The sequence below is a fragment of the Kitasatospora sp. NPDC058492 genome (assembly GCF_042720685.1).
Classification (GTDB): Bacteria; Actinomycetota; Actinomycetes; order Streptomycetales; family Streptomycetaceae; genus Kitasatospora.
Map to the genome: position 1 here is coordinate 16838 of NZ_JBHXMU010000029.1, position 21413 is coordinate 38250.

Genomic DNA, 21413 nt, shown 5'->3' on the forward strand with positions numbered 1-21413 from the left:
GAAGCGCGATCGTAGCGGCTCGGCCGTCAGGCGGTGGCGGGCTTGGCCGCCACGGCGGCGCCCTCCGCCTCCACCGCCGCCTCGACGTCCGCCAGGTCGCTGCCCCTGGTCTCCCGCCCGCACAGCACCGCCAGCACGGTGATCGCCGCCGCGATCGCCACGTACACCGAGATCGGGGTGGCGTTGCCGTAGTCCTTGAGCAGTGCGGTCGCGATCAGCGGCGCGGGCGCTCCGGCGGCCACCGAGGCGAACTGGGCCCCGATCGAGGCGCCCGAGTACCGCATCCGGGTGGCGAACAGCTCGGAGAAGAACGCCGCCTGCGGTGCGTACATCGCGCTGTGGAAGACCAGTCCGACCGTCACCGCGACCACCAGCTGTCCGAACGACCTGGTGTCCACCAGCCCGAAGAAGACGAACGCCCAGATGCCCACCCCGACCGCGCCCACCAGGTACACCGGTTTGCGTCCGACCCGGTCGGACAGTGCTCCGAACAGCGGGATCAGCGCGAACTGGATCGCCGAGCCGATCAGTACGGCGTTCAGCGCGGTCTGCTTGGAGAAGTGCGCGTGGGTGACGGCGTACGTCAGCACAAACGTGGTCATCACGTAGTACGAGATGTTCTCCGCCATCCGTGCGCCCATCGCCACCAGCACCTCCCGCCAGTGGTTGCGCAACACCGCCACCAGCGGGGGCTGTTCGACGGTCTTCCGCTGCTGCTTGGCCGCCAGCGCCTGCTTGAACAGCGGCGACTCGTCCACCGCGAGCCGGATCCACAGCCCGACCCCGACCAGCACCGCCGACAGCAGGAACGGCACCCGCCACCCCCACGACAGGAACGCGTCCTCCGACAGCACCGCCGTCAGCAGCGACAGCACCCCCGCCGCCAGCAGGTTCCCGGCCGGCGCCCCGCCCTGCGGCCACGACGCCCAGAACCCGCGCCGCCGCTGGTCCCCGTGCTCCGACACCAGCAGCACCGCCCCGCCCCACTCCCCGCCGAGCGCGAAGCCCTGCACCAGGCGCAGCACCGTCAACAGCACCGGCGCCGCCGCCCCGATGGAGCTGTAGGTGGGCAGCACCCCGATCAGCGTGGTCGACCCGCCCATCAGCAGCAGGCTGACGACGAGCAGCTTCTTCCGCCCGACCCGGTCCCCGAAGTGCCCGAACACCAGCGCCCCGACCGGCCGCGCGGCGAACCCGATCGCGTAGGTGAGGAAGGACAGCAGCGTCCCCGTCAGCGGATCGGTGTTCGGGAAGAACAACTTGTTGAACACCAGCGCGGCCGCTGTTCCGTACAAGAAGTAGTCGTACCACTCGATGGTGGTCCCGATGAGACTGGCGGCCACGACCCGAGGGAGTGAGCGGGTGGCTGCCGTGGCTGGTGCGGAGGCGTTCATGGTCACCACTTCCGGGCCGGGGGGAGGGCGTCGCCCCGAGAGGCGTCGCCCCGAGGAATGTCGCCACAAGGGGCGCCGCCCCAAGGGACGTCGCCACAAGGTAGGGAGGCGCGTTCCCCGGGACTATGTGGGCCACCCACATAGTCCCGGGGGTCAGCCTGGGGAGGGCGGCCAGGTGCCGCCGCTCAGTGCGCCGTCCAGCCGCCGTCGACGGGGAGGCTGGCGCCGGTGATGTAGGAGGCGGGCGGGGAGCAGAGCCAGAGGGCGAGTTGGGCGATCTCCTCGGGTTCGATGAGACGCTTGACGGCCGTGCGTTCGAGCATGATCTGCTCGACGACCTCGTCCTCGCGGATGCCGTGGGCGAGTGCCTGGCTCGCGATCTGCTTCTCCACCAGGGGAGTTCGGACGTAGCCCGGGTTGATGCAGTTGCTGGTGACGCCGTAGGGGGCACCCTCCAGGGCGACGGTCTTGCTGAGGCCCTCCAGCGCGTGCTTGGCGGTGACGTAGGCGGACTTGAAGGCGCTGGCCCGCAGGCCGTGGACGGAGGAGATGTTGACCACCCGGCCCCACTCCCGCTCGTACATGTGCGGGAGAGTGCGGCGCAGGATGCGGAACGGCGCCTCGACCATGACGCGTTGGATGAGGGTGAAGCGGTCGGGCGGGAACTCGTGGACGGGCGCGACGTGTTGGAGGCCGGCGTTGTTGACCACGATGTCGGCGTCGGCCGGCAGGGCCTCCACGGCCTCGGGGTCGGCGAGGTCCGCGACGACGGCGCGGCCGCCGATCCGCTCGGCGAGCTCCCGGGCCGGACCGGCCGCGAGATCGACGACGTAGACCCGGGCGCCGGCCCCGGCGAAGGCCTCGGCACAGGCCCGGCCGATGCCCGAGGCGGCCCCGGTGACCAGGGCCGTCCGGCCGTCGAGCGGGCGGGCTGTAGTGGTGTCCATGGCCGAGAACGCTAGGAAACCCGGGGGCCCGGCTCCCATGTGGTGGTCCACCACAGCATCCCGGTGGGCTGTGGTGTTCACCGCCATGATGGTCGATCGACGGTTCGACCGCGAAAGGCCAAACCCGCGCCGCCCGCGCTTCCCCACAATGGGCGCGATTGCTTCACCCGTTCGGAGGATTGCTCGGTCAGATCCACCCATAGCGCCCGAATGCTCGCTACATTCACGCCGATTCCCGACAGGGGGCGCCGCCCCAGGCAGCCGAAGTGCTGGTAGAGCCCGGTGCGACGTCCGAGAGGTGTTGACTGACATGCCCCAACGGCCTGCAACCGACAGCCCGGCGTACGGACCGCTCGACCCGCTCGGCCACCACCGAGGCCCGGTCGGCCGGACCCTGCCGGACGCCCCCGACGCCCTGACCGCCGACGCCCCGACCGCCGACGAACTGCGGCTGCCCGCGCAGGCCACAACCGACCGGCACGAACCCGCCGTCCCCGCGCCCGGGCCGGTCGGCGGCCACTCCGGGCACTCCGGCCCGTCCCCGCAGAACGGCCAACTCGCCGCGCTCATCGAGGAAGCCGGCTTCTCGCACGCGGGCCTGGCCCGCCGGGTCGACCAGCTCGGCCTGGAACACGGCCTCGACCTGCGCTACGACAAGACCTCGGTCACCCGCTGGCTGCGCGGCCAGCAGCCCCGCGGCGCCACCCCCGCGCTGATCGCCGAGGTCTTCACCCGCCGCCTCGGCCGCCGCCTCACCGCCCAGGACCTCGGCCTGGACGCCTGCGCCCCGGTGTACGCGGGCCTGGAGTTCGCCGAGACCCCGCAGGAGGCGGTGGACATCGTGGCGAGCATGTGGCGCAAGGACAACGGCCCGCAGTCCGAACTGCGCCGGATCGCCTTCACCCCGGCGGGCCTGGTCGTCCCCAGCCGGGACTGGCTGATCGGCCGTACCGACGAGCGCGTCGCCCGGGACGGCTCGACGATGGTCCGCCCCGACGCCGCCACCGGTCCGCCCGCCGGTCCGTCCGCCGCCGCTGCCGGTACCGCCGGCACCGCAGCATCCGTCGTGACGGCGGCATCCGGAGCACCCTCCGCACCCGCCCAGAGCGTGCCCCCCGCGCCCGGCGCTCCCCCTCCGAGCCCAGCGCGCAGCCAGGCCCACCACGGGGCCCCCGGCATCCGCCCCGTGCCCGGCGCGGCCGGCCCCGCCGCGCCCACCATCGGCCGGGTGCCCACCCAGAGCCGGCGCCCGCCGACCGCCGTCGAGCCGCCGTACACCGAACCGGCCCGCGAGTCGCGCCCCGCCCTGCGGGTCGGCCGCGGCGACATCGCCGCCATCCGCGCCGTCGGCGACCTCTTCCGGGCGCTCGATCACGCCTACGGCGGCGGGCACGCCCGGCAGGCGCTGGTCCGCTACCTGGAGAGCGAGGCCGAGCCGATGCTGCGCGGCCGCTACGGCGAGCAGATCGGCCGGGCGCTGTTCGGCGCCGTCGCCGACCTGACCAGGCTGGCAGGCTGGACGTCCTTCGACATCGCCGCGCACGGCCTCGCCCAGCGCTACTTCGTCCAGGCGCTGCGCCTGTCCCAGGCCGCCGGGGACCGCGCGCTCGGCGGGTACGTCCTGGTGACGATGAGCCAGCAGGCCGTCCACCTGGGCCACGGCCGGGAGGCCGTCCAACTGGCCCGGGTCGCCCAGCAGGGCGTGGGCACCGCCGTGCCGCCGGTGGTCCAGTCGCTGATGCACACCGCCGAGGCACGCGGGCACGGCCTGCTGGGCGACGTCCGGGCCTGCACCACCGCCCTGGTGCGCTCCGAGCGGGCACTGGCCGCGGCCCGGGTCGGCGACGAACTGCCCTCCTGGGCGCGGTACTTCGACGAGGCCCAGCTCTCCGACGAGTTCGCCCACTGCTACCGCGACCTCCAGCAGTGGCGCACCTCCGCGCAGCACGCCGAGAAGTCGCTGCGGCTGCGCTCACCCGCCTACGCGCGCAGCCGGATCTTCTGCCGGCTGGTGCTGGCCACCGCCCGGCTCGGCATGGGGGACCTCGACGAGGCCTGCACCATGGCCACCGACGCGCTGCGGGCGGCGGGGGAGATGCGCTCGGCCCGCTCGCTGGAGTACGTCCGGGACTTCCACCGCCGCCTCACCCCCTACCGGGGCAGTCCGGTGGCCCGTGCCTTCGAGGAGACGGCCCGCCAGGCCGGCGTGATCTGAGGACCTGTCGCAGAGGGGCCGGTCGGGCGAGCTCCGGCGGCCCTGGAAACCCGTCCGGCCCGGGTCCGCCCCGGGCCGAAGGGCCCATCCGCCCGGCGACGGCTCCGAGCGCCCCGGCGACGGCTCCGGGTGCCCCGGTGACGGGCTGGAGCATCCCGGCGACGGCTCCGAGCACCTCGGCGACGGGCGGGAGCGAAGCGGGTCACCAGCTCTCGGCCCGGACGCGCGGCTGCCCGGCCTCCGGCGAGGGCGGCCGGACGCCGCCGCGCACCCGCTGCGCCACCAGCGGGAACACCAGCACCGAGAGCATGCCGGCGCCGACCAGCGCGGCCGCCGTCGAGGACGGCAGGTGGCCGTCGTCCACCTCGATGGTGGTGATCACCACGACCAGCGGCAGCGCCGTCGCGCCGTAGAGCCCGAGCGCCGTGCGGTCCCGCCGGCCGAGTCCGGCCGGGGCGAGCAGCCCGGCGGGCAGTCCGCGCACGGCCAGGAGCAGCAGCAGGAACACCGGGACGAGCAGTATCGTGCCGGGGTCGTCCAGCAGGGCGGACAGGTCGAAGTTCATCCCGCTGACCACGAAGAACACCGGCACCAGGAAACCGAAGCCGATGCTCTCCAGCTTGGCCTCGATCACCTCCTCCTCGGCCCGGCGGATGTCGGAGAGCAGCAACCGGGAGACGATCCCGGCGGTGAAGGCGCCGAGCAGCATGTCCAGGTCGAGCCAGATCGCGGCGGCCACCATGACGGCGAGCACCAGGATCACCGCCCGGACGGCGAACTGCCCGGAGGTGCGCAGGGTGCGCTCGATGAGCCGGGTGGCCCAGGCGGGCCGGGGGCGGCGTGCGCCGAGGACCGCGACGGCGGTGATCACCGCGAAGGCGCCGAGGATGACGGCCGTCCGGACCGGGGAGTTGCCGCTGAGCAGGATGGCGATCGCGATGATCGGCCCGAACTCGCCGACCGCCCCGGTGGCCATCACCAACGAGCCGAAGGGGGTGGGCAGTTCGCCGGAGTCGCGGAGGATCGGCAGGATGGTCCCGAGGGCGGTGGTGGTGAGCGCGAGCCCGGCGAAGGCGCCGTTCAGCGGGTCCCGGTTGACCAGCGCGCCCACGCCGAGCGCCACCACGAGCGAGACCAGCCACGCGGTGCCCGCCCGTTTCAGCGGGCCGCCGCGCAGCTTGGCGAAGTCGATCTCGTACCCGGCCAGGAACATCAGCATGGCCAGGCCGAACTGGGAGAGCGCGTTGACCAGGTCGTCGACGCGTGCCCAGTTCAGGACGTCGGGGCCGATCAGGACGCCGAGCAGGATCTCGAACACGACGGTCGGGACGGCGATCCACCGCAGCAGGCGGTCGGCGAGCAGCGGCGCGGCGACGGCCGCGGCGGGGATCAGGATCAGGGCCACCGGCTGGACGGCGGCGCTCACCGCGCAACCGGCCGGACGGTGTAAATCATCCGATGAGCGGTCATGTCGGCATCCTGGCATGCCGCCGGTCCGTCACCCACCGGCGGGCCGCCAGCGTGTCCCGGAAGCCAGACCGAAAGCCCGCCGGGCCGGGAGCCGGGCCGGGAGCCGGGCCGGGAGCCCGCCGGGCCGACCCCGACGGGCTCAGGCCGCCGCCTCGGCCTCCCGGGCGTTGGCCGGGACGCCGAGGTCGCGCAGCACCGCCTGCGCGGCCCGCCGCCCGGAGACCAGCGCGCCCTGCACGGTGCTGGTGTCCCGGTGGTCCCCGGCGACGTACAGCCCGGCCAGCACCCGCACCGGGCGCCGGGGGTTGTGCGGCGGCGGCATCGCGGGCAGCGCGTCCGGGACGTGCCGCACGTTCAGGAACTGCCAGCCGGTGGTCGAGGCGCCGTACAGCTCGGCGAGCCGGGCCCGGACCGCCGGTTCCAGTCCGGCCGGGCCGCCCGCGTCGAAGGAGCGCCGCCCGAGCACGGTGGTGGCGATCAGCGCCTGTCCGGCGGGGGCGTAGGAGGGGTGCAGTTCGCTGAGCACCAGCGAGTGCGAGACCAGCGGCGGCTGCCCGCCGGGCCGGTCGCCGTCGAGCAGCAGGACGGCCTCGCCCAGCGGGGTGCGGTCGGCCGCGTGGTAGAAGGTCGTGACGGGGTGGAAGTCCGGCAGCCGTAGCCCGGGCAGCAGTTCGGCGGCGGAGCGGGCGTCGGTGGCGAGGACGACGGCCTGGGCGCCGATCCGCCCGTGGGCGGCGGTCTCCACGCCGTCGGCGGTGATCGAGGTGACCTGCACCCCGGTGCGTACGGTGCCGGCGGGCAGGGTGGCGGCCAGCTGGGCCGGCACGGCCGCGATCCCGCCGGCGGGCAGACAGAGCCGTCCGCGCGCGTAGGAGCGCAGGACCAGGTCGGCGATCCGGCTGCTGGTGCCGAGGGCGGGATCGCTGAGCAGCGCGCTGAGCAGTGGCCGCAGGAAGCCGTCGAGGGTGCGCGGGGCGAGCCCGTGGCCGGCCAGCGCGCGGGCGGTGGTGGTCTCCGGGCGGGCCTTGAGCCGGCTGGCGGGGGTGGTGGCGAGCCGGCCGAGCCAGCTGCCGAGCCGGGCCTTGTCCAGCGGGCTGCCAAGTGGGGCGCGGGTGGCGGCCTGCCGGGCGGTGGTGAGCTGCGGGTCCCCGGTGCGGTAGCGGCGGCCGCCGCTGTGTACGAGGACTCCGGGGGCGAGCGGGCGCAGGTCGAGGCGGTCGAGGTCGAGGACGCGGCGGAGTTCGGGGAAGGCGGTGTTCAGCAGGTGGCTGCCGTCGTCGAGCCGGAATCCGTCCAGTTCGCGGGTGGCCATCCGGCCGCCGATCCGGTCCGTGGCCTCAAGGATCTGCACGGTGAGGCCGCGGCCGGTGAGCGTGCGGGCGGCGGCCAGGCCGGCGAGTCCGGCGCCGATGACGATGACGTCAGGGTCGGACGGGCGGCGGGCGCGGCGGGTGAAGTCGTATGTGGGCACTGGCGTGCTCCCTCCCTGGTCCCGGGGCTCCGGCCGACGCAGGCAGCGGGGTGCCGGGACACGGTCCGACGGTGTGATGCCCAGTCAGTGTGAGCATCAGACAAGCGCATCGGGCCCGATCCAAGGGTCGAGAGGGGGCGTGCGGCACCGGGCGGGAGCGCGGTCACGGACAGTGCGCCGTTGGGGCCGGGTTCCGGGGTTGGCGGGCGCGCACGGTCACCGGGGGCGTGCGACGCGCCCGGTGTGTGCTCCCATGCGCCCCCTCCCGGAGCCCCGTCCGACCCCCACCCGACCCCCACCCGATCTCCGCCCGGCATATGCCCCTGGCCAGCGCGAATGCCGTAGCCGCCGTACGCAGCGGGACGTACCGGAGCCCCGCCGTGCAGCCCGTGCCGGAAACCCGCGGCGGACGGCAGGGTTCCGCGCCACCGGTCGCCCCCACCGCCACGCACGGCGCCACTTACAGCGCCGCGCGCACCGCCGCGTCCACGTCCGGGTGCGCGAAGCGGAAGCCCGCGTCCAGCAGCCGCCGCGGCACCACCCGGTGGCTGCCGACCACCTCGACCGCCAGCTCGCCGAGCACCACCTTGAGCACCGCCTCCGGCACCGGGAACGGGGTCGGCCGCCGGAGCACCCGCCCGAGCGCCGCCGTCAGCTCGGCGTTGGTGACGGGATCGGGCGCGGTGAGGTTGACGGCGCCGGAGAGGTCGTCCCGGTCGATCAGGAACCGCAGCGCGGCGACCTGGTCGGCCAGCGAGATGAAGCTCCAGTACTGCCGCCCGTCGCCGAGCCGCCCGCCCAGCCCCAGCTTGAACAGCGGGAACAGCCGCGCGCCGGCCCCGCCGGCCGCGGACAGCACCATCCCGGTGCGCGGGTGGACGACCCGGATGCCGGCGAGCTCGGCCGGCCGTGCGGCCGCCTCCCACTCCACGCAGACCTCGGCCAGGAAGTCGTCGCCGGCGGGGGAGTCCTCGTCGATCACCCGGTCGCCGGTCTGCCCGTACCAGCCGACGGCGGAGGCGCTGACCAGCACCCGGGGCGGCTCCTTGAGCGCGGCCAGTGCGACGGCCAGCGTCTCGGTGCCGAGTGCCCGGCTCTCCCGGATCTCCCGCTTGTAGGCGTCCGTCCAGCGGTGGTCGCCGACCCCGGCGCCGGCCAGGTGCACGACCGCCTCGACCCCGGCCAGCCCGTCCTGCTCGACCTGGCCGAGCAGCGGGTTCCAGCCGATGGCCGTGCTGCCGTCGGGCTGCGGGCCCGTCCTGGAGCGGCGCCGGACCAGCCGGACCACCTCGTGGCCGTCCGCCAGCAGGGAGCGGACGAGAGCCGAGCCGATCAATCCCGTGGAGCCTGTGACAGCGATGCGCATGCGTCCATCCTCCCAGTTCCCAAAGCCCTGTCATGTCGGCATGCGCCTCACTAGCATGACGCGCATGCACGAGGACGATCTGATCATCCGCCCAGCTCAGCCCGAGGACGAGGTCGAACTCGCCGTTCTCAACCGTGCCGCCTGGTCCCCGCTGGCCGACGTCTCCCCGCAGCCGCCCGAGGGGGACGGCGTCTTCGACGAACGGCACACCCCGGAGCAGTACCTGCTCGCCCTCCTTGACGGCCGGGTGGTCGGCTATGTCCGCCAGGTCCCGCCGACCCCGCTGGCCAGCAACCGGCACGTCCGGCAGATCCAGGGCCTGGTCGTCGACGGCACGGCCCGCGGCCGGGGTGTCGGCCGGCGCCTGGTCGAGGCGGCGTGCGAGGCCGCCCGGGCCGCGGGCGCGCGCAGGATGACCCTGCGGGTGCTCGGCTGGAACGCCCCGGCCCGCCGCCTCTACGAGGGCTGCGGCTTCGTCGTCGAGGGCTCGCTCGCGGAGGAGTTCCTGATCGACGGGTCGTACGTGGACGACGTCCTGATGGCCCGCAGCCTGGCGCACTGACAAGCCCGACCGGCCTTTCCGCCCACCGAAACTGACGGCACGTCAGGCATGGCGGGCGGTGCAGAGTCGTGACCGATCCGCTCTGTCTGGACCAGCACCCCGCCGGGTACCGTACGGCCGTGAGCAACTCGACGCCCCCCGGGTGGTACCCGGTCCCCGGTGCGGACGGCACCCCCGGTCACGAGCGCTGGTGGGACGGCAACGCCTGGACCAGCGAGGTGCGCCCGCTCCAAGGCGGCGCCGGCCAACTCGCCGACGCCCCCACCCAGGGCTGGCAGCCCCCCGGCCGGCAGCCCGGGTACGGCTACGGCGGCCCGCAGGACGCCCCCGGCCACGGCTACCCGGGCAGCGCCCCCGCCCCGGGCTACGGCTACCCGGGCCAGGACGGCTACTACCCGGCCCAGGACGGCTACCCCGCCCAGGGTGCGGGCTACGGCTACCCGGCGCCGGGCTACCCGCCGCAGCAGCCGGGGCCCGGCCGGATGAGGCCCGGCCTGGTCGTCGGCATCGCGGTCGCCGTCCTGGCCGTGGGCGGGATCGTCGCCGGGATCGTGCTCAGCGGCGGCGGCTCCCCGCAGGCCGACCCGACCCCGAACCCGACGGTCACCATCACCCGGGGCGCCGGCCCCGCCCCGAGCCCCACGGCGGGCACGCCCGCCCCGACGCCCGCGCCCAAACCGGCGCCGACCGTCAGGAGCACCGTCCCGGACGCCCAGCACGCGATCACCGTCCCGGTGCTCGACGGCTGGGACGTGGCGCCCAACTCCCCGCACTCCACGGTCTACCTGGGCACCGGCCGCTACACCTGCCCGGACGGCAACTCCTGCATCCGCGGCCAGTTCTCGGTCGAGACCGACACCGTCCAGGGCGTCACCGCCAAGACGGCCGCCGAGGCCACCATGCCGGCGTACGCCGGCCAGATCTTCACCGGGATCAGCTCGCACACCGACTCCGGCTCCGGCTACACGACCGTCGCGGGCGTGTCCGGCTACGCCGTGCGCTGGCACATCCGCACCGCGGACGGTACCCAGGGCTACGTCCTGCTGGCCGCCGTCCCGGCCAAGGGCGGCGGCTTCGTGGTGTTCGAGGGCGGGGTGGACGACACCCCGAGCGCGCCGGACGCGTCCGTGCTGGACCAGATCCTCAAGGGCGTCAAGCAGGACGGTACGTCCGGCGGCGGCAGCACCGCCTGACGCGTCCGGCGCCGCTCACGCCGTGGGCGTGTCTGACGCGCCGTTCGGCCGGACAGAACCTGTGGCCTGCCCTAATCCCCGTAGCGCTCCCAGAGCTTGGGAAACCGTTTCGCCATGACGTCCGGGTCGTCGAAGTCCAGCGCGGCCCCGGCCGGTCGGCCGGACTGTCGCCCGCCCACCTCGGGCAGCGGCAGCCCGGTCAGCTGCTCGTACGCCTCGTCGGCGGCGTAGCCGAGGTCCTCGGCCTCGCCGTCCTCCTCCTCGTCGAACTCGGGCAGCAGGTCCGCCAGGTCGTCCGGCTCGAACAGAGCGCCCTCGAAGACGTCCCGGCCCTGGCCGATCAGCCAGCAGCGGAAGTAGTCGAAGGTGTCGTCGGAGGCGCCGTCCAGCAGCAGGTAGGCGGCGCCCCAGAGGTCGTGGCGGTAGGCCCGCTGGAACCGGGCCTCGAACAGCCGGGCGAAGTCGATGACGTCGTCCGGGGTCAGTTGGACCAGCCGTTCCACCAGCCGGTCGGCCTGCTCGTCCGGATCGCCGTCGGCGTCCTCCCGGGTCTCGTCGATCATCTGCCAGAAGTCGGTCTCGTCCATCACCGCTCCAGCATCCCCGTTCGCCAGCCCCCGCGCATGCCATGGCCCGGCGAAACGCTGGTGATGTTCGACGCAGCCGGGCGCGGGTCGGAGACGACCAGGCGCGGCCAGGAGCAGGCGGACGGCAGGCGGACCCCGGCAACGGCGGAGCCCCGCGCCGTCCAGGGACGACGCGGGGCTCCGTGCAGCCGAAACCGCGGACCGGCAGTGGTGCCTTACAGGCCGAGCTCGACCTCGAACTCGCCGGCCTCCAGGATCTCCTTGACCGCGACCAGGTAGCGGGCGGCGTCGGCGCCGTCCACCAGGCGGTGGTCGTAGGAGAGCGACAGGTAGGTCATGTCGCGGATGCCGATGGCGGTGCCGCCGTCGGCCTCGATGACCACCGGGCGCTTGACGGTGGCGCCGATGCCCAGGATGGCGACCTGGTTCGGCGGCACGATCACGGTGTCGAACAGCGCACCGCGCGAGCCGGTGTTGCTGATGGTGAAGGTGGCGCCGGACAGCTCGTCCGGGGTGATCTTGCTGTCGCGGACCTTGGTGGCCAGCTCGGCGGTCTTCTTCGAGATGCCGGCGATGTTGAGGTCGCCCGCACCCTTGATGACCGGGGTCATCAGACCCTTCTCGGAGTCCACCGCGATACCGATGTTCTCGGTGTCGAAGTAGGTGATGGTGCCCTCGGCCTCGTTGATCCGGGCGTTGACGACCGCGTGGGTCTTCAGCGCCTGGGCGGCGGCCTTGACGAAGAACGGCATCGGGGACAGCTTGACGCCCTCGCGGGCGAGGAAGCCCTCCTTGGCCTTGCCGCGCAGCGACATGATCTTGGTGACGTCCACCTCGACCACGCTGGTCAGCTGGGCCTGCTCGTGCAGGGCCTTCAGCATGTTGTCGCCGATGACCTTGCGCATGCGGGTCATCTTGACCGTCTGGCCGCGCAGGGCGGACGGTGCGGCGGCGGCCTTCGGCGCAGCGGCCGGAGCGGCGGCGGCGACCGGGGCCGGGGCGGCCTTGGCGGCCTCCGCGGCGGCGACGACGTCCTGCTTGCGGATGCGGCCGCCGACGCCGGTACCGGCGACGGAGGACAGCTCGACACCGTGCTCGGCGGCGAGCTTGCGCACCAGCGGGGTGACGTAGGCGTCACCGGCGTCGGCCACCGGGGCAGCCGGCGCGGCCGGGGCGACGGGAGCCGGGGCGGCGACCGGAGCGGGCGCGGCCGGGGCCACCGGGGCCGGGGCGGCGGCGACCGGAGCCGGGGCAACCGGAGCCGGAGCAGCCGGAGCGACCGGGGCGGCCGGAGCGACGGGGGCCGGGGCAACCGGGGCCGGAGCGGCGACCGGAGCCGGAGCGGCCACCGGGGCCGGAGCGGCCACCGGGGCCGGAGCGGCGGCGACGGCACCCGCGGCACCGATCAGCGCGAGCTGGGCGCCGACCTCGGCGGTCTCGTCCTCGCCGACCAGGATCTTCACCACGACACCGGCGATCGGTGACGGGATCTCGGTGTCGACCTTGTCGGTGGAGACCTCGAGCAGCGGCTCGTCGACCTCGACCGTCTCACCCTCGGCCTTCAGCCAGCGGGTGACGGTGCCCTCGGTGACCGACTCGCCCAGTGCGGGCAGCAGGACGGGGGTGGCGTCGGCGGCCGGAGCGGCAGCCGGAGCCGCCGGGGCGGCAGCGGCGACCGGGGCGGGGGCGGCGGGCGCCTCCACGACCGGGGCCGGGGCGGCGACGGGCGCGGCCTCGGCGACCGGGGCCGCAGCGGCGACCGGGGCACCGGAGCCGTCGTCGATGATCGCCAGCTCGGCGCCGACGTCGACGGTCTCGTCCTCGCCGACCTTGATCGAGGCCAGGATGCCGGAGGCCGGCGACGGGATCTCGGTGTCGACCTTGTCGGTCGACACCTCGAGCAGCGGCTCGTCGACCTCGACACGCTCACCCTCGGCCTTCAGCCAACGGGTGACGGTGCCCTCGGAAACGCTCTCGCCCAGCGCGGGCAGTGTTACTGAGACCGCCATGGTTTCAGCGACTCCTATCAAGTCTTGCGTACTGGAAATGGGGGGTGGTGGCGTGATCAGTCGTGCGCGTGCAGCGGCTTGCCGGCCAGCGCCAGGTGCGCCTCGCCCAGGGCCTCGGACTGGGTCGGGTGCGCGTGGATGAGCTGCGCGACCTCGGCCGGCAGGGCCTCCCAGTTGTAGATCAGCTGAGCTTCGCCGACCTGCTCGCCCATGCGGGCGCCGACCATGTGGACGCCGACCACGGCGCCGTCCTTGACCTGGACGAGCTTGATCTCGCCGGCGGTCTTCAGGATCTTGCTCTTGCCGTTGCCGGCCAGGTTGTACTTGAGGGTGACGACCTTCTCCTTGCCGTACAGCTCGACGGCCTTGGCCTCGGAGATGCCGACGGAGGCCACCTCGGGGTTGGAGTAGGTCACGCGCGGGACGCCGTCGTAGTCGATCGGCACCGGCTTGAGGCCGGCCAGGCGCTCGGCGACCAGGATGCCCTCGGCGAAGCCGACGTGGGCCAGCTGCAGGGTCGGGGCGAGGTCGCCGACGGCCGAGATGGTGGGCACGTTGGTGCGCATGTACTCGTCGACCAGGACGTAGCCGCGGTCCATCGCGACGCCGTTCTCCTCGTAGCCGAGGCCGGACGAGACCGGGCCGCGGCCGATGGCGACGAGCAGCAGGTCGGCGTCGATCTGCTTGCCGTTCTCGGTGGAGACGCGGACACCGGCCTCGGTGTACTCGACGCCCGAGAAGCGGGCCTTCAGCTCGAACTTGATGCCGCGCTTGCGGAACGCGCGCTCCAGCAGCTTGGAGGAGTTCTCGTCCTCCAGCGGGACGAGGTGCGGCAGCGCCTCGACGATGGTGACCTCGACGCCGAAGGACTTCCAGACGGAGGCGAACTCGACGCCGATCACGCCGCCGCCGAGGATGACGGCCGACTTCGGGATGCGGTCGAGCTTGAGCGCGTGGTCCGAGGAGATCACGCGGTTGCCGTCGATCTCCAGGCCCGGGATCGAGCGCGGCACGGAGCCGGTGGCCAGGACGATGTGGCGGCCCTCGATGCGCTGGCCGTTGACGTCCACCGAGGTCTGCGAGGAGAGCTTGCCCGCGCCCTGGATGAAGGTGACCTTGCGGGAGGCGACCAGGCCCTGGAGGCCCTTGTACAGGCCGGCGACGACGTCGTCCTTGTACTTGTGGACGCCGTTGATGTCGATGCCCTGGAAGGTGGCCAGAACGCCGAACTCGGCGGCCTCCTTCGTCTCGTCCGCGATCTCGGCGGCGTGCAGCAGAGCCTTGGTCGGGATGCAGCCGCGGTGCAGGCAGGTGCCACCCAGCTCCCCCTTCTCGACCAGGGCGACGCTCAGGCCCAGCTGAGCGGCGCGGAGCGCCGCGGCGTAACCGCCGCTTCCGCCTCCGAGAATGACTACGTCGAAAACGGTGCTGGCGTCGTTCGCCACGTCACGTCCTCCATGCAATGGGGTGGGTCGCCGGGCCGGTCGCGGTCCGGTGGGTCGGAAGCCTTTGTGAGGCGCCCAGTCGTGCCGGAAATACATCTTCGCACTTGTTCGCGGTGGCTGATGTCCGGGTCCACCCCAGGGGTGTCCCACAGAGCGGTCACCGGGGCGGGAATACCCCCGACGGAAGGGCATCATTGCAGCTCAACGCGGGGTTGACAGCCGCCGGACGGGCGTCGGGGCGGCCCTGCGGCGCCGCGTCTTCCGCAGGGTGGAACAAAGTTTCGCCCGCAGCGAACAGAGGTGCGGGTCGGGGTCCCGCCCTACTCGCAGGTAACCGGCGCCGGAACGTGACGGACCCACGACGGGCCGACAGCGGACCCACGGCGGACCCACGGCTGACCCACGCGCGAACGCCGACGGGGGCCCGGCGCACGCGCGCCGGACCCCCGTCGACTCGGGTGCCTGATCAGGCCTTGCCGCCCGCCGCGGTCTGCTCGGCGAACCGGACCAGGGTGCGCACCGCGCTCGCGGTGCCGCCCTTCGGGGTGTAGCCGAACGGAGCGCTCTCGTGGAACGCCGGGCCGGCGATGTCCAGGTGCGCCCAGTCGATGCCCTCGGCCACGAACTCCTTCAGGAACAGGCCGGCCACCAGGCCGCCGCCCATCCGCTCGCCCATGTTCGCCAGGTCGGCGATGGTCGACTCGGTCATGCCCTTGCGCAGCTCGGCCGGCAGCGGCATCGGCCAGGACTGCTCGCCGACCTCGCCCGAGACGGTGTGCAGGGTCGCGCGCAGCTCGTCGTTGTTGGACATCACGCCGAAGGTGCGGTTGCCCAGGGCCAGCACCATGGCGCCGGTCAGGGTCGCCACGTCGACGATGACGTCCGGGTTCTCCTCGCCGGCGCGCACGATCGCGTCGGCCAGCACCAGACGGCCCTCGGCGTCGGTGTTCAGCACCTCGACGGTCTTGCCGCCGTACATGCGCAGCACGTCGCCGGGGCGGGTGGCGGAGCCGGACGGCATGTTCTCGGCCAGCGCCAGCCAGCCGGTCACGTTGACGGCCAGGCCCAGGCGCTTGGCGGCCACCACGGCGGCGAACACGGCGGCGGCGCCGGCCATGTCGCACTTCATGGTCTCGTTGTGGCCGGCCGGCTTCAGCGAGATGCCGCCCGAGTCGTAGGTGATGCCCTTGCCGATGAAGGCCAGCGTGGCCTTCGCCTTCGGGTGGGTGTAGGCCACCTTCACCAGCCGCGGCGGGTTGGCCGAGCCGTTGCCGACGCCCAGCAGGCCGCCGAAGCCGCCCTTGAGCAGCGCCTTCTCGTCGAGCACCTCGACCTTGAGGCCGTGCTCCTTGCCGGCCGCCTGGGCGATCGCGGCGAAGCTCTTCGGGTTCAGGTCGTTCGGCGCGGTGTTGACCAGGTCACGGGCCCGGTTCATCTCCTCGCCGACCGCGGCGGCGCGCTCCACGGCCGCCTTGGAGTCCTTGCTGCCCTTGCGGGGGGCCAGCACGACCAGCTCGCCGACCGGCTCCTTGCCGCTGCCGTCGGCCTTGTAGGTGCCGAAGGCGTACGAGCCGAGCAGGCCGCCCAGCGCGACGGCCTCGACCTCGTCCGCGGACTCGGCCGGCAGGGCCAGCGCGGCCTTCTTGGCGCCGGCCAGGGTGCGGGCGGCGACACCAGCGGCGCGGCGCAGCGCCTCCAGCTGGTAGCCGGTCTCGGCGGCCTCGCCGAGGCCGACCGCGAGCACGAGCGCGGCCTTCAGGCCGGCGGGGGAGGGCACCTTGACGGCCTCGCCCTCGGCGCCGGTCGCGCCCAGGGTGCTGAGGACCTCGGTCAGCTTGCCCTCGAACGCCTCGTTCACGGCCTCGGAGCCGGGGGCCAGCACGATGCCCTTGGGGCCCTTGGCGACACCGACCACCAGGGCGTCCGCGCGCAGCGAGGCGGCGGAGGAGGTGCTCACAGACAATGCAGTCACGTAATGCGTCCTGTTCTTTCGCGGTCCACGGCCGGTTGCGGCGAGGCTGCCGCACCGGCGCAACCCGCCGTCGCAGGCCGGACCGCCCGGCACGCCCCGGGTCCGGGCCCCCTGGCGCGCGCACCCGCGCAGGTCGCGGCCACGCACACCAGAGGCCCCGGCTCCTCGGGTCAGGCCGGGCGGGCAGGACCTGCGACGGTGCAGGGCTGCGGTGCTCCCCGCATGGTAGTCCGCATGGTGGGATCACGCGCCGCCCGGTGTCAGCCGAGCAACGCCAGGGCGAACAGCGAAGCGGTCGCGGCGGTTTCCGCCATCGCGCCGAGCACGTCCCCGGTGATTCCGCCGAACCGCCGTACGCAGCGCCGGAGCAGCAGCTGGGCGCAGCCGACGCCGAGCACAACGGCCGTGGGGAGACGAAGGGTTGACGATCCGTCAAACAGTCCGAGGGCGGCCAGGGCGAGCGCCGCGGCGGCCGTCCCCGCGACCGCTCCGGCGGGTGCCACGGTGCCCGCCACCATCGCGCCCAGGCCGCCCGGCCGGGCGGCCGGCACCGACCGCAGGCAGCCCCAGGCGAGCGCGCACCGCGCGGTCACCGCCGACGCCAGCACCGCGAGCGCGCCGCGTGCGGTCGACTCGGCGAACTGTCCGGCCAGCGCCGCGATCTGGGCCAGCAGCACGAGAAGGAGGGTCAGGACGCCGAACGGGCCGATGTCGGACTGCTTCATGATGCGCAGCGCGTCCTCGGCCGGCTTCCCGCTGCCCAGGCCGTCGGCCACGTCCGCCAGACCGTCCAGGTGCAGCCCCCGGGTGAGCGCGGCCAGCACCCCCACCGCCGCCACCGCCCCGAGCAGCCCGCCGGCCCGCCAGGCCACCAGTGACCCCGCCCCGGCGGCCACCGCGCCGAGCACCAGCCCCACCACCGGGGCCGCCGTCATCGCCCGCGCCGCCGCGGCCCGGTCCCACCGCTCCACCCGCACCCGCAGCACGGACAGCGTCCCGAACCCGAACCGGAGCCCCTCGGCCCAACTGGCGCCCTGCACGACGTGTTTCCCTCCGAACGGAAGCGCCCCGTCCGATGTGCCGGACGGGGCGCCCATGATCCTGGTGCCACAGGTTGCCGCGGGTTGCTACATCCGCCGCAGCAGGTCCGCCGCCGAGGGCAGCTTCGGCTGCTCCTTCGGCGCCGACGGCACGAACGGCCGCGGGGCCTCGTCCGCGAGCGCGTCGCCCGCGGCCTGGAGCAGCGGCAGGGCCAGCAGCGCGCCGAGGCCCTCGCCCATGGTGATCCCCTGGTCCTGCAGCGGCGTCAGGGTGAGCCGGTCGTAGGCCTTGGCCTGGGCGGGCTCGCCGCTGGACTGCCCGGCCCGCCACCACTCCGGCGCCCGGAAGGCGATCCGCTGCGCGACCAGCGCGCAGGCCGCCGAGACGACGCCGTCCAGCACCACCGGGAGCCGTCGCACCGCGGCCTGGAGCAGGAAGCCGGTGATCGCCGCGAAGTCGGCCCCGCCGGTGGCGCCGAGCAGCGCCAGCTGGTCGCCCAGGACGGGCCGGGCCCGCCGCAGGGAGTCGCGGATGGTGGCGCACTTGACCATCCAGACCCGGTCGTCGACGCCCGAGCCGCGCCCGGTGACGGCGGCCGCGTCCGTTCCGCACAGCGCGCCGACCAGGACGGCGGCGACGGTGGTGGCGCCGACGCCGAGGTCGCCGAGCAGCACCAGGTCGGTGCCGGCGTCGGCCTCCTCGTCGGCGACGGCCATGCCGGCCCGGAAGGCCCGCGCGGTCTCCGCGGGGGTGAGCGCGTCCTCGACGTCGATCCGGCCGGAGCCGCGCCGGATCCGGTGGGTGACCACGTCGTCCGGGAAGTCGGCGGGGTCGGCGTCCACCGCGACGTCGACGACCCGCACCTCGGCGCCGTAGCGCCGGGCCAGCCGGGTGACCGGCGCGGTGCCGTCCAGGACGGCGCGCACCCGCGCGGCGGTGCCGCCCTTGGCGGGCAGCCGGGACACCCCGAGCGCGGCCACGCCGTGGTCGGCGGCGAACAGCAGCACCTTGGGGGCCGACACCGGCCGCACGGGGGATCGCCCCTGTACGGACGACAGCCAGCTGCCCAGTTCCTCCAGCTTGCCGAGCCCGCCGCGCGGCCGGCCGGCCTCCTGCCAGCGTTCCTCGGCGGCCCGTCGGGCGCTCTCGTCGGGGCGCTCGACGAGCGAGGAGAACGTATCGAGATCCACGGTCGTGTCCATCGTCCGGAAGGCTACACGCCGCAGATGTTCAGGCGGCGGCTGGCTTGACGGTCAGAACCTGCCCGGCCACGACCAGCAGCACACGCTCGGAGGCGTCCGCCACGGCCATGTTCAGCCGGCCCAGGGTGTCGCGGAAGCGCCGGCCTGCGGCGGTCGCCGGGACGACGCCCATCCCGACCTCGTTGCTGACCGCGACGGCCGTGCGCCCGGTGGCCGCCCAGGCCCGCGCCAGGGCCTCGCAGCGCCGCTGGACGGCGGCCTCCCCACCCGCCGCCCAGACCGCGTCGTCCCAGGCGCCGCACTCGTCCATCACGGCGGTCAGCCACAGCGCCAGGCAGTCGACCAGCACCGGCGCAGGGTCGGTCCGGTCGGCCAGCACGGCCTCCAGGTCGCAGGTCTCGGCGGTGCGCCAGCTCGCCGGCCGCCGCTCGCGGTGCAGCGCGACCCGCTGGGCCCACTCGGCGTCGCCGTCCCGGGTGCCGCCGGTGGCCACGTACAGGACGTCCGGGTGGTCGGCGAGCAGCTGCTCGGCCCGGGTGGACTTGCCGGAGCGGGCGCCGCCGAGCAGCAGTGTGCGGGGGAGCGGGTGGTGGATCGCCATGCCGCCCATCCTGCCCGACCGGGCATCCGGAGCGTCCGGCCAGGCATACGGAAGATCGGGCCGGGCAGGCTAAGGTGCGCAGCACGCAGGCAGCGTCGTCGGTGGGAGGAGCCGGGCATGGTCTGGACGTGGCGGTACGAGAAGGCGGACGGCACCGCGGTGGTGCCGGAGGGCGCGCAGGAGGAGTTCGCGGGCCAGGGGGACGCCGAGACCTGGATCGGGGAGTCCTGGAAGCAGCTCGCCGAGGACGGCATCGACACGGCGGTCCTGCTGGACGACGACCGGGTGATCTACTCGATGAGCCTGCACGAGGCGTAACCGCCGTCGCGGGGCCGCTACTTGGCCCCGACCACGTGCAGCAGCGCGGCGACCTGCCGGTACGGGTCGGTGCGGCCGGCCCGGTCCTCGGCCTCCAGCAGCTGGGCCAGCTGCCGCCCGTCCACCGGCGGGGCCGCGTCGTCGGGCGCGTTGTCGGTGAAGACCCGTACGCCGTACCAGTGCTTCAGCGGCACCGACACCTCGGAGAGGGTGACGGTGAGGTCGGCGAGGCGGTCGGCGCGGGCCGCCAGCCCGAGCCGGTTGTAGTACCGGTCGCTCTCGAAGGCGTGCAGGGCGGCCCGCCAGTCCCCGGCGGCGGCGGGCCGCAGGGCGAGCGCGTCGCGGTTGCGGACCAGCAGCGAGAGCAGCCCTCCCGGGGCCAGCAGCCGGGCCAGCGAGGCGATCATCGGGTCGGGGGCGGGCAGGTACATCAGGACGCCGTGGCAGAGCACCACGTCGAAGCTGCGCGGGCCGAACCAGCGCCCGCACTGGTGGGCGTCGCCGCTGAGCAGTTGCAGCCGGCCGGCGACCTCCGGCGGTTCCTCGGCGAGCGCCCCCTGGGCGACGCCGAGCGCGACCGGGTCGGAGTCGATGCCGGTGACGTAGTGGCCGGCCCGGGCCAGGCGCAGCGCCTGGGTGCCCTGGCCGCAGCCGATGTCGAGGACGCGCTGCGCGGTGCGGCCGGCCAGTTGCTCGGCGAGCTGCCGGGAGACCAGCTCCTGGCGGACGAAGTTGCGCAGTCCGCCGAGCCGGTCCAGCCAGGCGCCGGTACCGCCGGCGAAGGAGCCGCTGCGCGAGGGCAGCCGGCGCTCCTGGCCGATCCGGTCGTGGCCGCCGTCCCCCTGCCCCGGCAACGCGTACAGGCCGGGCCCCTCCCAGGAAGGCGGGGCCCAGCCGGAGTCCACCGGTTCGGCGGTCAGGGCTTCTCCCCGCGCCGCACCTGCGGCTTGGGCAGTCGCAGCCGGCGCATCTGCAGGATGCGCATCAGGCCGTAGGCGACCGCGCCGCGGGTGTTCTGGCCGGCGAAGCGCTCGGCGAACTGCTTGCGCAGACCGAAGCCGAGGCGGACGAAGTCCAGGATCACCAGCACGAAGAACAGCAGGAACAGCAGCGTGGACAGCAGCTGGATGGCGGGCACCTTGATGATGCTCAGCACCAGGATGACCACGGCGGCGGGCAGGAAGAACTCGGCGAGCGACCAGCGGGCGTCCACGTAGTCACGGGCGAACTTGCGCACCGGGCCCTTGTCACGGGCCGGCAGGTGGCGCTCGTCGCCCTCCATCAGCGCGGTGCGCTGCTTCTCGCGCTCGGAGCGCATCCGCTCGCGGGCCTGGCGGGCGGCCTCCTTGCGGTCCTTGGGCACCGTCACCCGGGTACGCCGGTGGGCCTCGGCCTCACTGCGCTTGGGCGTTGGCCGACCCTTCTTGGCCTGGGGGTGGCGGGTCTCGTCCGGCTTCTCCAGCACGGTGGCGGAGGCGGCTGCATCATCTGAACGGCGTCGGAACACACCACCAGCGTACGGGGTGCCGGGCGGCTTCTCGGGGTCCCCTCGGACCCAAACGCGTATCGATCCGCGAGGTCGGCCGCCCGCCGGGGTTTCCCGGCCCCTTCCCGTAGGGG

At 74.2% G+C, this 21413-nt stretch carries 18 protein-coding genes; 4 read left to right on the forward strand and 14 right to left on the reverse strand.

Translation table 11 applies throughout. The features are described 5' to 3' along the window. Nucleotides 1-26: 26 nt before the first annotated feature. Both ACFWPI_RS20175 and ACFWPI_RS20180 read right to left on the reverse strand, forming a co-directional pair. A complete protein-coding gene (locus tag ACFWPI_RS20175; protein WP_380374661.1) occupies nucleotides 27-1394 on the reverse strand; it encodes an MFS transporter in 1368 nt (455 codons plus the stop codon). Nucleotides 1395-1579: 185 nt separating this feature from the next. Then, a complete protein-coding gene (locus tag ACFWPI_RS20180) occupies nucleotides 1580-2341 on the reverse strand; it encodes a 3-hydroxybutyrate dehydrogenase (protein ID WP_063347316.1) in 762 nt (253 codons plus the stop codon). Nucleotides 2342-2651: 310 nt separating this feature from the next. Here ACFWPI_RS20180 and ACFWPI_RS20185 point away from each other — a divergent pair, with 310 nt between their 5' ends. Beyond that, nucleotides 2652-4556 carry a regulator gene (locus ACFWPI_RS20185; RefSeq protein WP_380374663.1) on the forward strand — a complete coding sequence of 635 codons (1905 nt, stop codon included), beginning with the start codon at nucleotides 2652-2654 and terminating at the stop codon, nucleotides 4554-4556. Between the two features lie 202 nt (nucleotides 4557-4758). Here ACFWPI_RS20185 and ACFWPI_RS20190 read toward each other — a convergent pair whose 3' ends face one another. The 3 genes from ACFWPI_RS20190 to ACFWPI_RS20200 all read right to left on the reverse strand — a co-directional run bounded on the left by ACFWPI_RS20190 (nucleotide 4759) and on the right by ACFWPI_RS20200 (nucleotide 8863). Further along, nucleotides 4759-5982 carry a cation:proton antiporter gene (locus tag ACFWPI_RS20190; protein WP_063347315.1) on the reverse strand — a complete coding sequence of 408 codons (1224 nt, stop codon included), beginning with the start codon at nucleotides 5980-5982 and terminating at the stop codon, nucleotides 4759-4761. 183 nt (nucleotides 5983-6165) lie between these two features. Further along, a complete protein-coding gene (locus ACFWPI_RS20195; RefSeq protein WP_380374665.1) occupies nucleotides 6166-7497 on the reverse strand; it encodes an NAD(P)/FAD-dependent oxidoreductase in 1332 nt (443 codons plus the stop codon). Between the two features lie 460 nt (nucleotides 7498-7957). Beyond that, nucleotides 7958-8863 (reverse strand): TIGR01777 family oxidoreductase, encoded by a 906-nt coding sequence (locus tag ACFWPI_RS20200; RefSeq protein ID WP_363372099.1) that lies wholly within the window; start codon nucleotides 8861-8863, stop codon nucleotides 7958-7960. A gap of 55 nt (nucleotides 8864-8918) precedes the next feature. Here ACFWPI_RS20200 and ACFWPI_RS20205 point away from each other — a divergent pair, with 55 nt between their 5' ends. Further along, nucleotides 8919-9425, forward strand: a complete 507-nt coding sequence (locus ACFWPI_RS20205) for a GNAT family N-acetyltransferase (RefSeq protein WP_380374666.1) — start codon at nucleotides 8919-8921, stop codon at nucleotides 9423-9425. Nucleotides 9426-9544: 119 nt separating this feature from the next. Beyond that, nucleotides 9545-10618 (forward strand): DUF2510 domain-containing protein, encoded by a 1074-nt coding sequence (locus ACFWPI_RS20210; protein ID WP_380374668.1) that lies wholly within the window; start codon nucleotides 9545-9547, stop codon nucleotides 10616-10618. Nucleotides 10619-10689: 71 nt separating this feature from the next. Here ACFWPI_RS20210 and ACFWPI_RS20215 read toward each other — a convergent pair whose 3' ends face one another. The 7 genes from ACFWPI_RS20215 to cobU form a co-directional block, all read right to left on the reverse strand. Further along, a complete protein-coding gene (locus ACFWPI_RS20215; RefSeq protein WP_350885237.1) occupies nucleotides 10690-11205 on the reverse strand; it encodes a DUF4240 domain-containing protein in 516 nt (171 codons plus the stop codon). A gap of 215 nt (nucleotides 11206-11420) precedes the next feature. Further along, nucleotides 11421-13214, reverse strand: a complete 1794-nt coding sequence (gene sucB / locus ACFWPI_RS20220; protein WP_380374670.1) for a 2-oxoglutarate dehydrogenase, E2 component, dihydrolipoamide succinyltransferase — start codon at nucleotides 13212-13214, stop codon at nucleotides 11421-11423. A 56-nt stretch (nucleotides 13215-13270) separates the two neighbouring features. Further along, a complete protein-coding gene (lpdA, locus tag ACFWPI_RS20225; RefSeq protein WP_363372086.1) occupies nucleotides 13271-14659 on the reverse strand; it encodes a dihydrolipoyl dehydrogenase in 1389 nt (462 codons plus the stop codon). 466 nt (nucleotides 14660-15125) lie between these two features. Then, complete coding sequence (locus tag ACFWPI_RS20230) at nucleotides 15126-16631, reverse strand: leucyl aminopeptidase (protein WP_380374672.1); 1506 nt, start codon at nucleotides 16629-16631, stop codon at nucleotides 15126-15128. Nucleotides 16632-16891: 260 nt separating this feature from the next. After that, nucleotides 16892-17671, reverse strand: coding sequence for an adenosylcobinamide-GDP ribazoletransferase (locus tag ACFWPI_RS20235; protein ID WP_380374673.1), 780 nt, complete (start codon nucleotides 17669-17671; stop codon nucleotides 16892-16894). 87 nt (nucleotides 17672-17758) lie between these two features. Then, a complete protein-coding gene (locus ACFWPI_RS20240; RefSeq protein ID WP_380374675.1) occupies nucleotides 17759-18874 on the reverse strand; it encodes a nicotinate-nucleotide--dimethylbenzimidazole phosphoribosyltransferase in 1116 nt (371 codons plus the stop codon). A 28-nt stretch (nucleotides 18875-18902) separates the two neighbouring features. Further along, entirely contained in the window at nucleotides 18903-19475 is a 573-nt protein-coding gene (gene cobU, locus ACFWPI_RS20245; protein WP_380374677.1) for a bifunctional adenosylcobinamide kinase/adenosylcobinamide-phosphate guanylyltransferase, read from the reverse strand. A 117-nt stretch (nucleotides 19476-19592) separates the two neighbouring features. Here cobU and ACFWPI_RS20250 point away from each other — a divergent pair, with 117 nt between their 5' ends. Beyond that, complete coding sequence (locus ACFWPI_RS20250) at nucleotides 19593-19793, forward strand: hypothetical protein (protein WP_350886321.1); 201 nt, start codon at nucleotides 19593-19595, stop codon at nucleotides 19791-19793. A gap of 17 nt (nucleotides 19794-19810) precedes the next feature. On the opposite strand, the gene ACFWPI_RS20255 is transcribed toward ACFWPI_RS20250, so the two are convergent. Both ACFWPI_RS20255 and ACFWPI_RS20260 read right to left on the reverse strand, forming a co-directional pair. Further along, nucleotides 19811-20551: a class I SAM-dependent methyltransferase gene (locus ACFWPI_RS20255; RefSeq protein WP_107453016.1), complete on the reverse strand. Its 741-nt coding sequence runs from the start codon at nucleotides 20549-20551 to the stop codon at nucleotides 19811-19813. Nucleotides 20552-20709: 158 nt separating this feature from the next. Beyond that, nucleotides 20710-21300, reverse strand: a complete 591-nt coding sequence (locus tag ACFWPI_RS20260; RefSeq protein ID WP_363372077.1) for a DUF3043 domain-containing protein — start codon at nucleotides 21298-21300, stop codon at nucleotides 20710-20712. Nucleotides 21301-21413: the final 113 nt, after the last annotated feature.

Coding starts and splice junctions, on each gene's coding strand:
- ACFWPI_RS20175 (WP_380374661.1), bottom strand. CDS start 1,394: ATGAACGCCTCCGCACCAGCCACGGCAGCCACCCGCTCACTCCCTCGG.
- ACFWPI_RS20180 (WP_063347316.1), bottom strand. CDS start 2,341: ATGGACACCACTACAGCCCGCCCGCTCGACGGCCGGACGGCCCTGGTC.
- ACFWPI_RS20185 (WP_380374663.1), top strand. CDS start 2,652: ATGCCCCAACGGCCTGCAACCGACAGCCCGGCGTACGGACCGCTCGAC.
- ACFWPI_RS20200 (WP_363372099.1), bottom strand. CDS start 8,863: ATGCGCATCGCTGTCACAGGCTCCACGGGATTGATCGGCTCGGCTCTC.
- ACFWPI_RS20205 (WP_380374666.1), top strand. CDS start 8,919: ATGACGCGCATGCACGAGGACGATCTGATCATCCGCCCAGCTCAGCCC.
- ACFWPI_RS20215 (WP_350885237.1), bottom strand. CDS start 11,205: ATGGACGAGACCGACTTCTGGCAGATGATCGACGAGACCCGGGAGGAC.
- sucB (WP_380374670.1), bottom strand. CDS start 13,214: ATGGCGGTCTCAGTAACACTGCCCGCGCTGGGCGAGAGCGTTTCCGAG.
- ACFWPI_RS20240 (WP_380374675.1), bottom strand. CDS start 18,874: ATGGACACGACCGTGGATCTCGATACGTTCTCCTCGCTCGTCGAGCGC.
- cobU (WP_380374677.1), bottom strand. CDS start 19,475: ATGGCGATCCACCACCCGCTCCCCCGCACACTGCTGCTCGGCGGCGCC.
- ACFWPI_RS20250 (WP_350886321.1), top strand. CDS start 19,593: ATGGTCTGGACGTGGCGGTACGAGAAGGCGGACGGCACCGCGGTGGTG.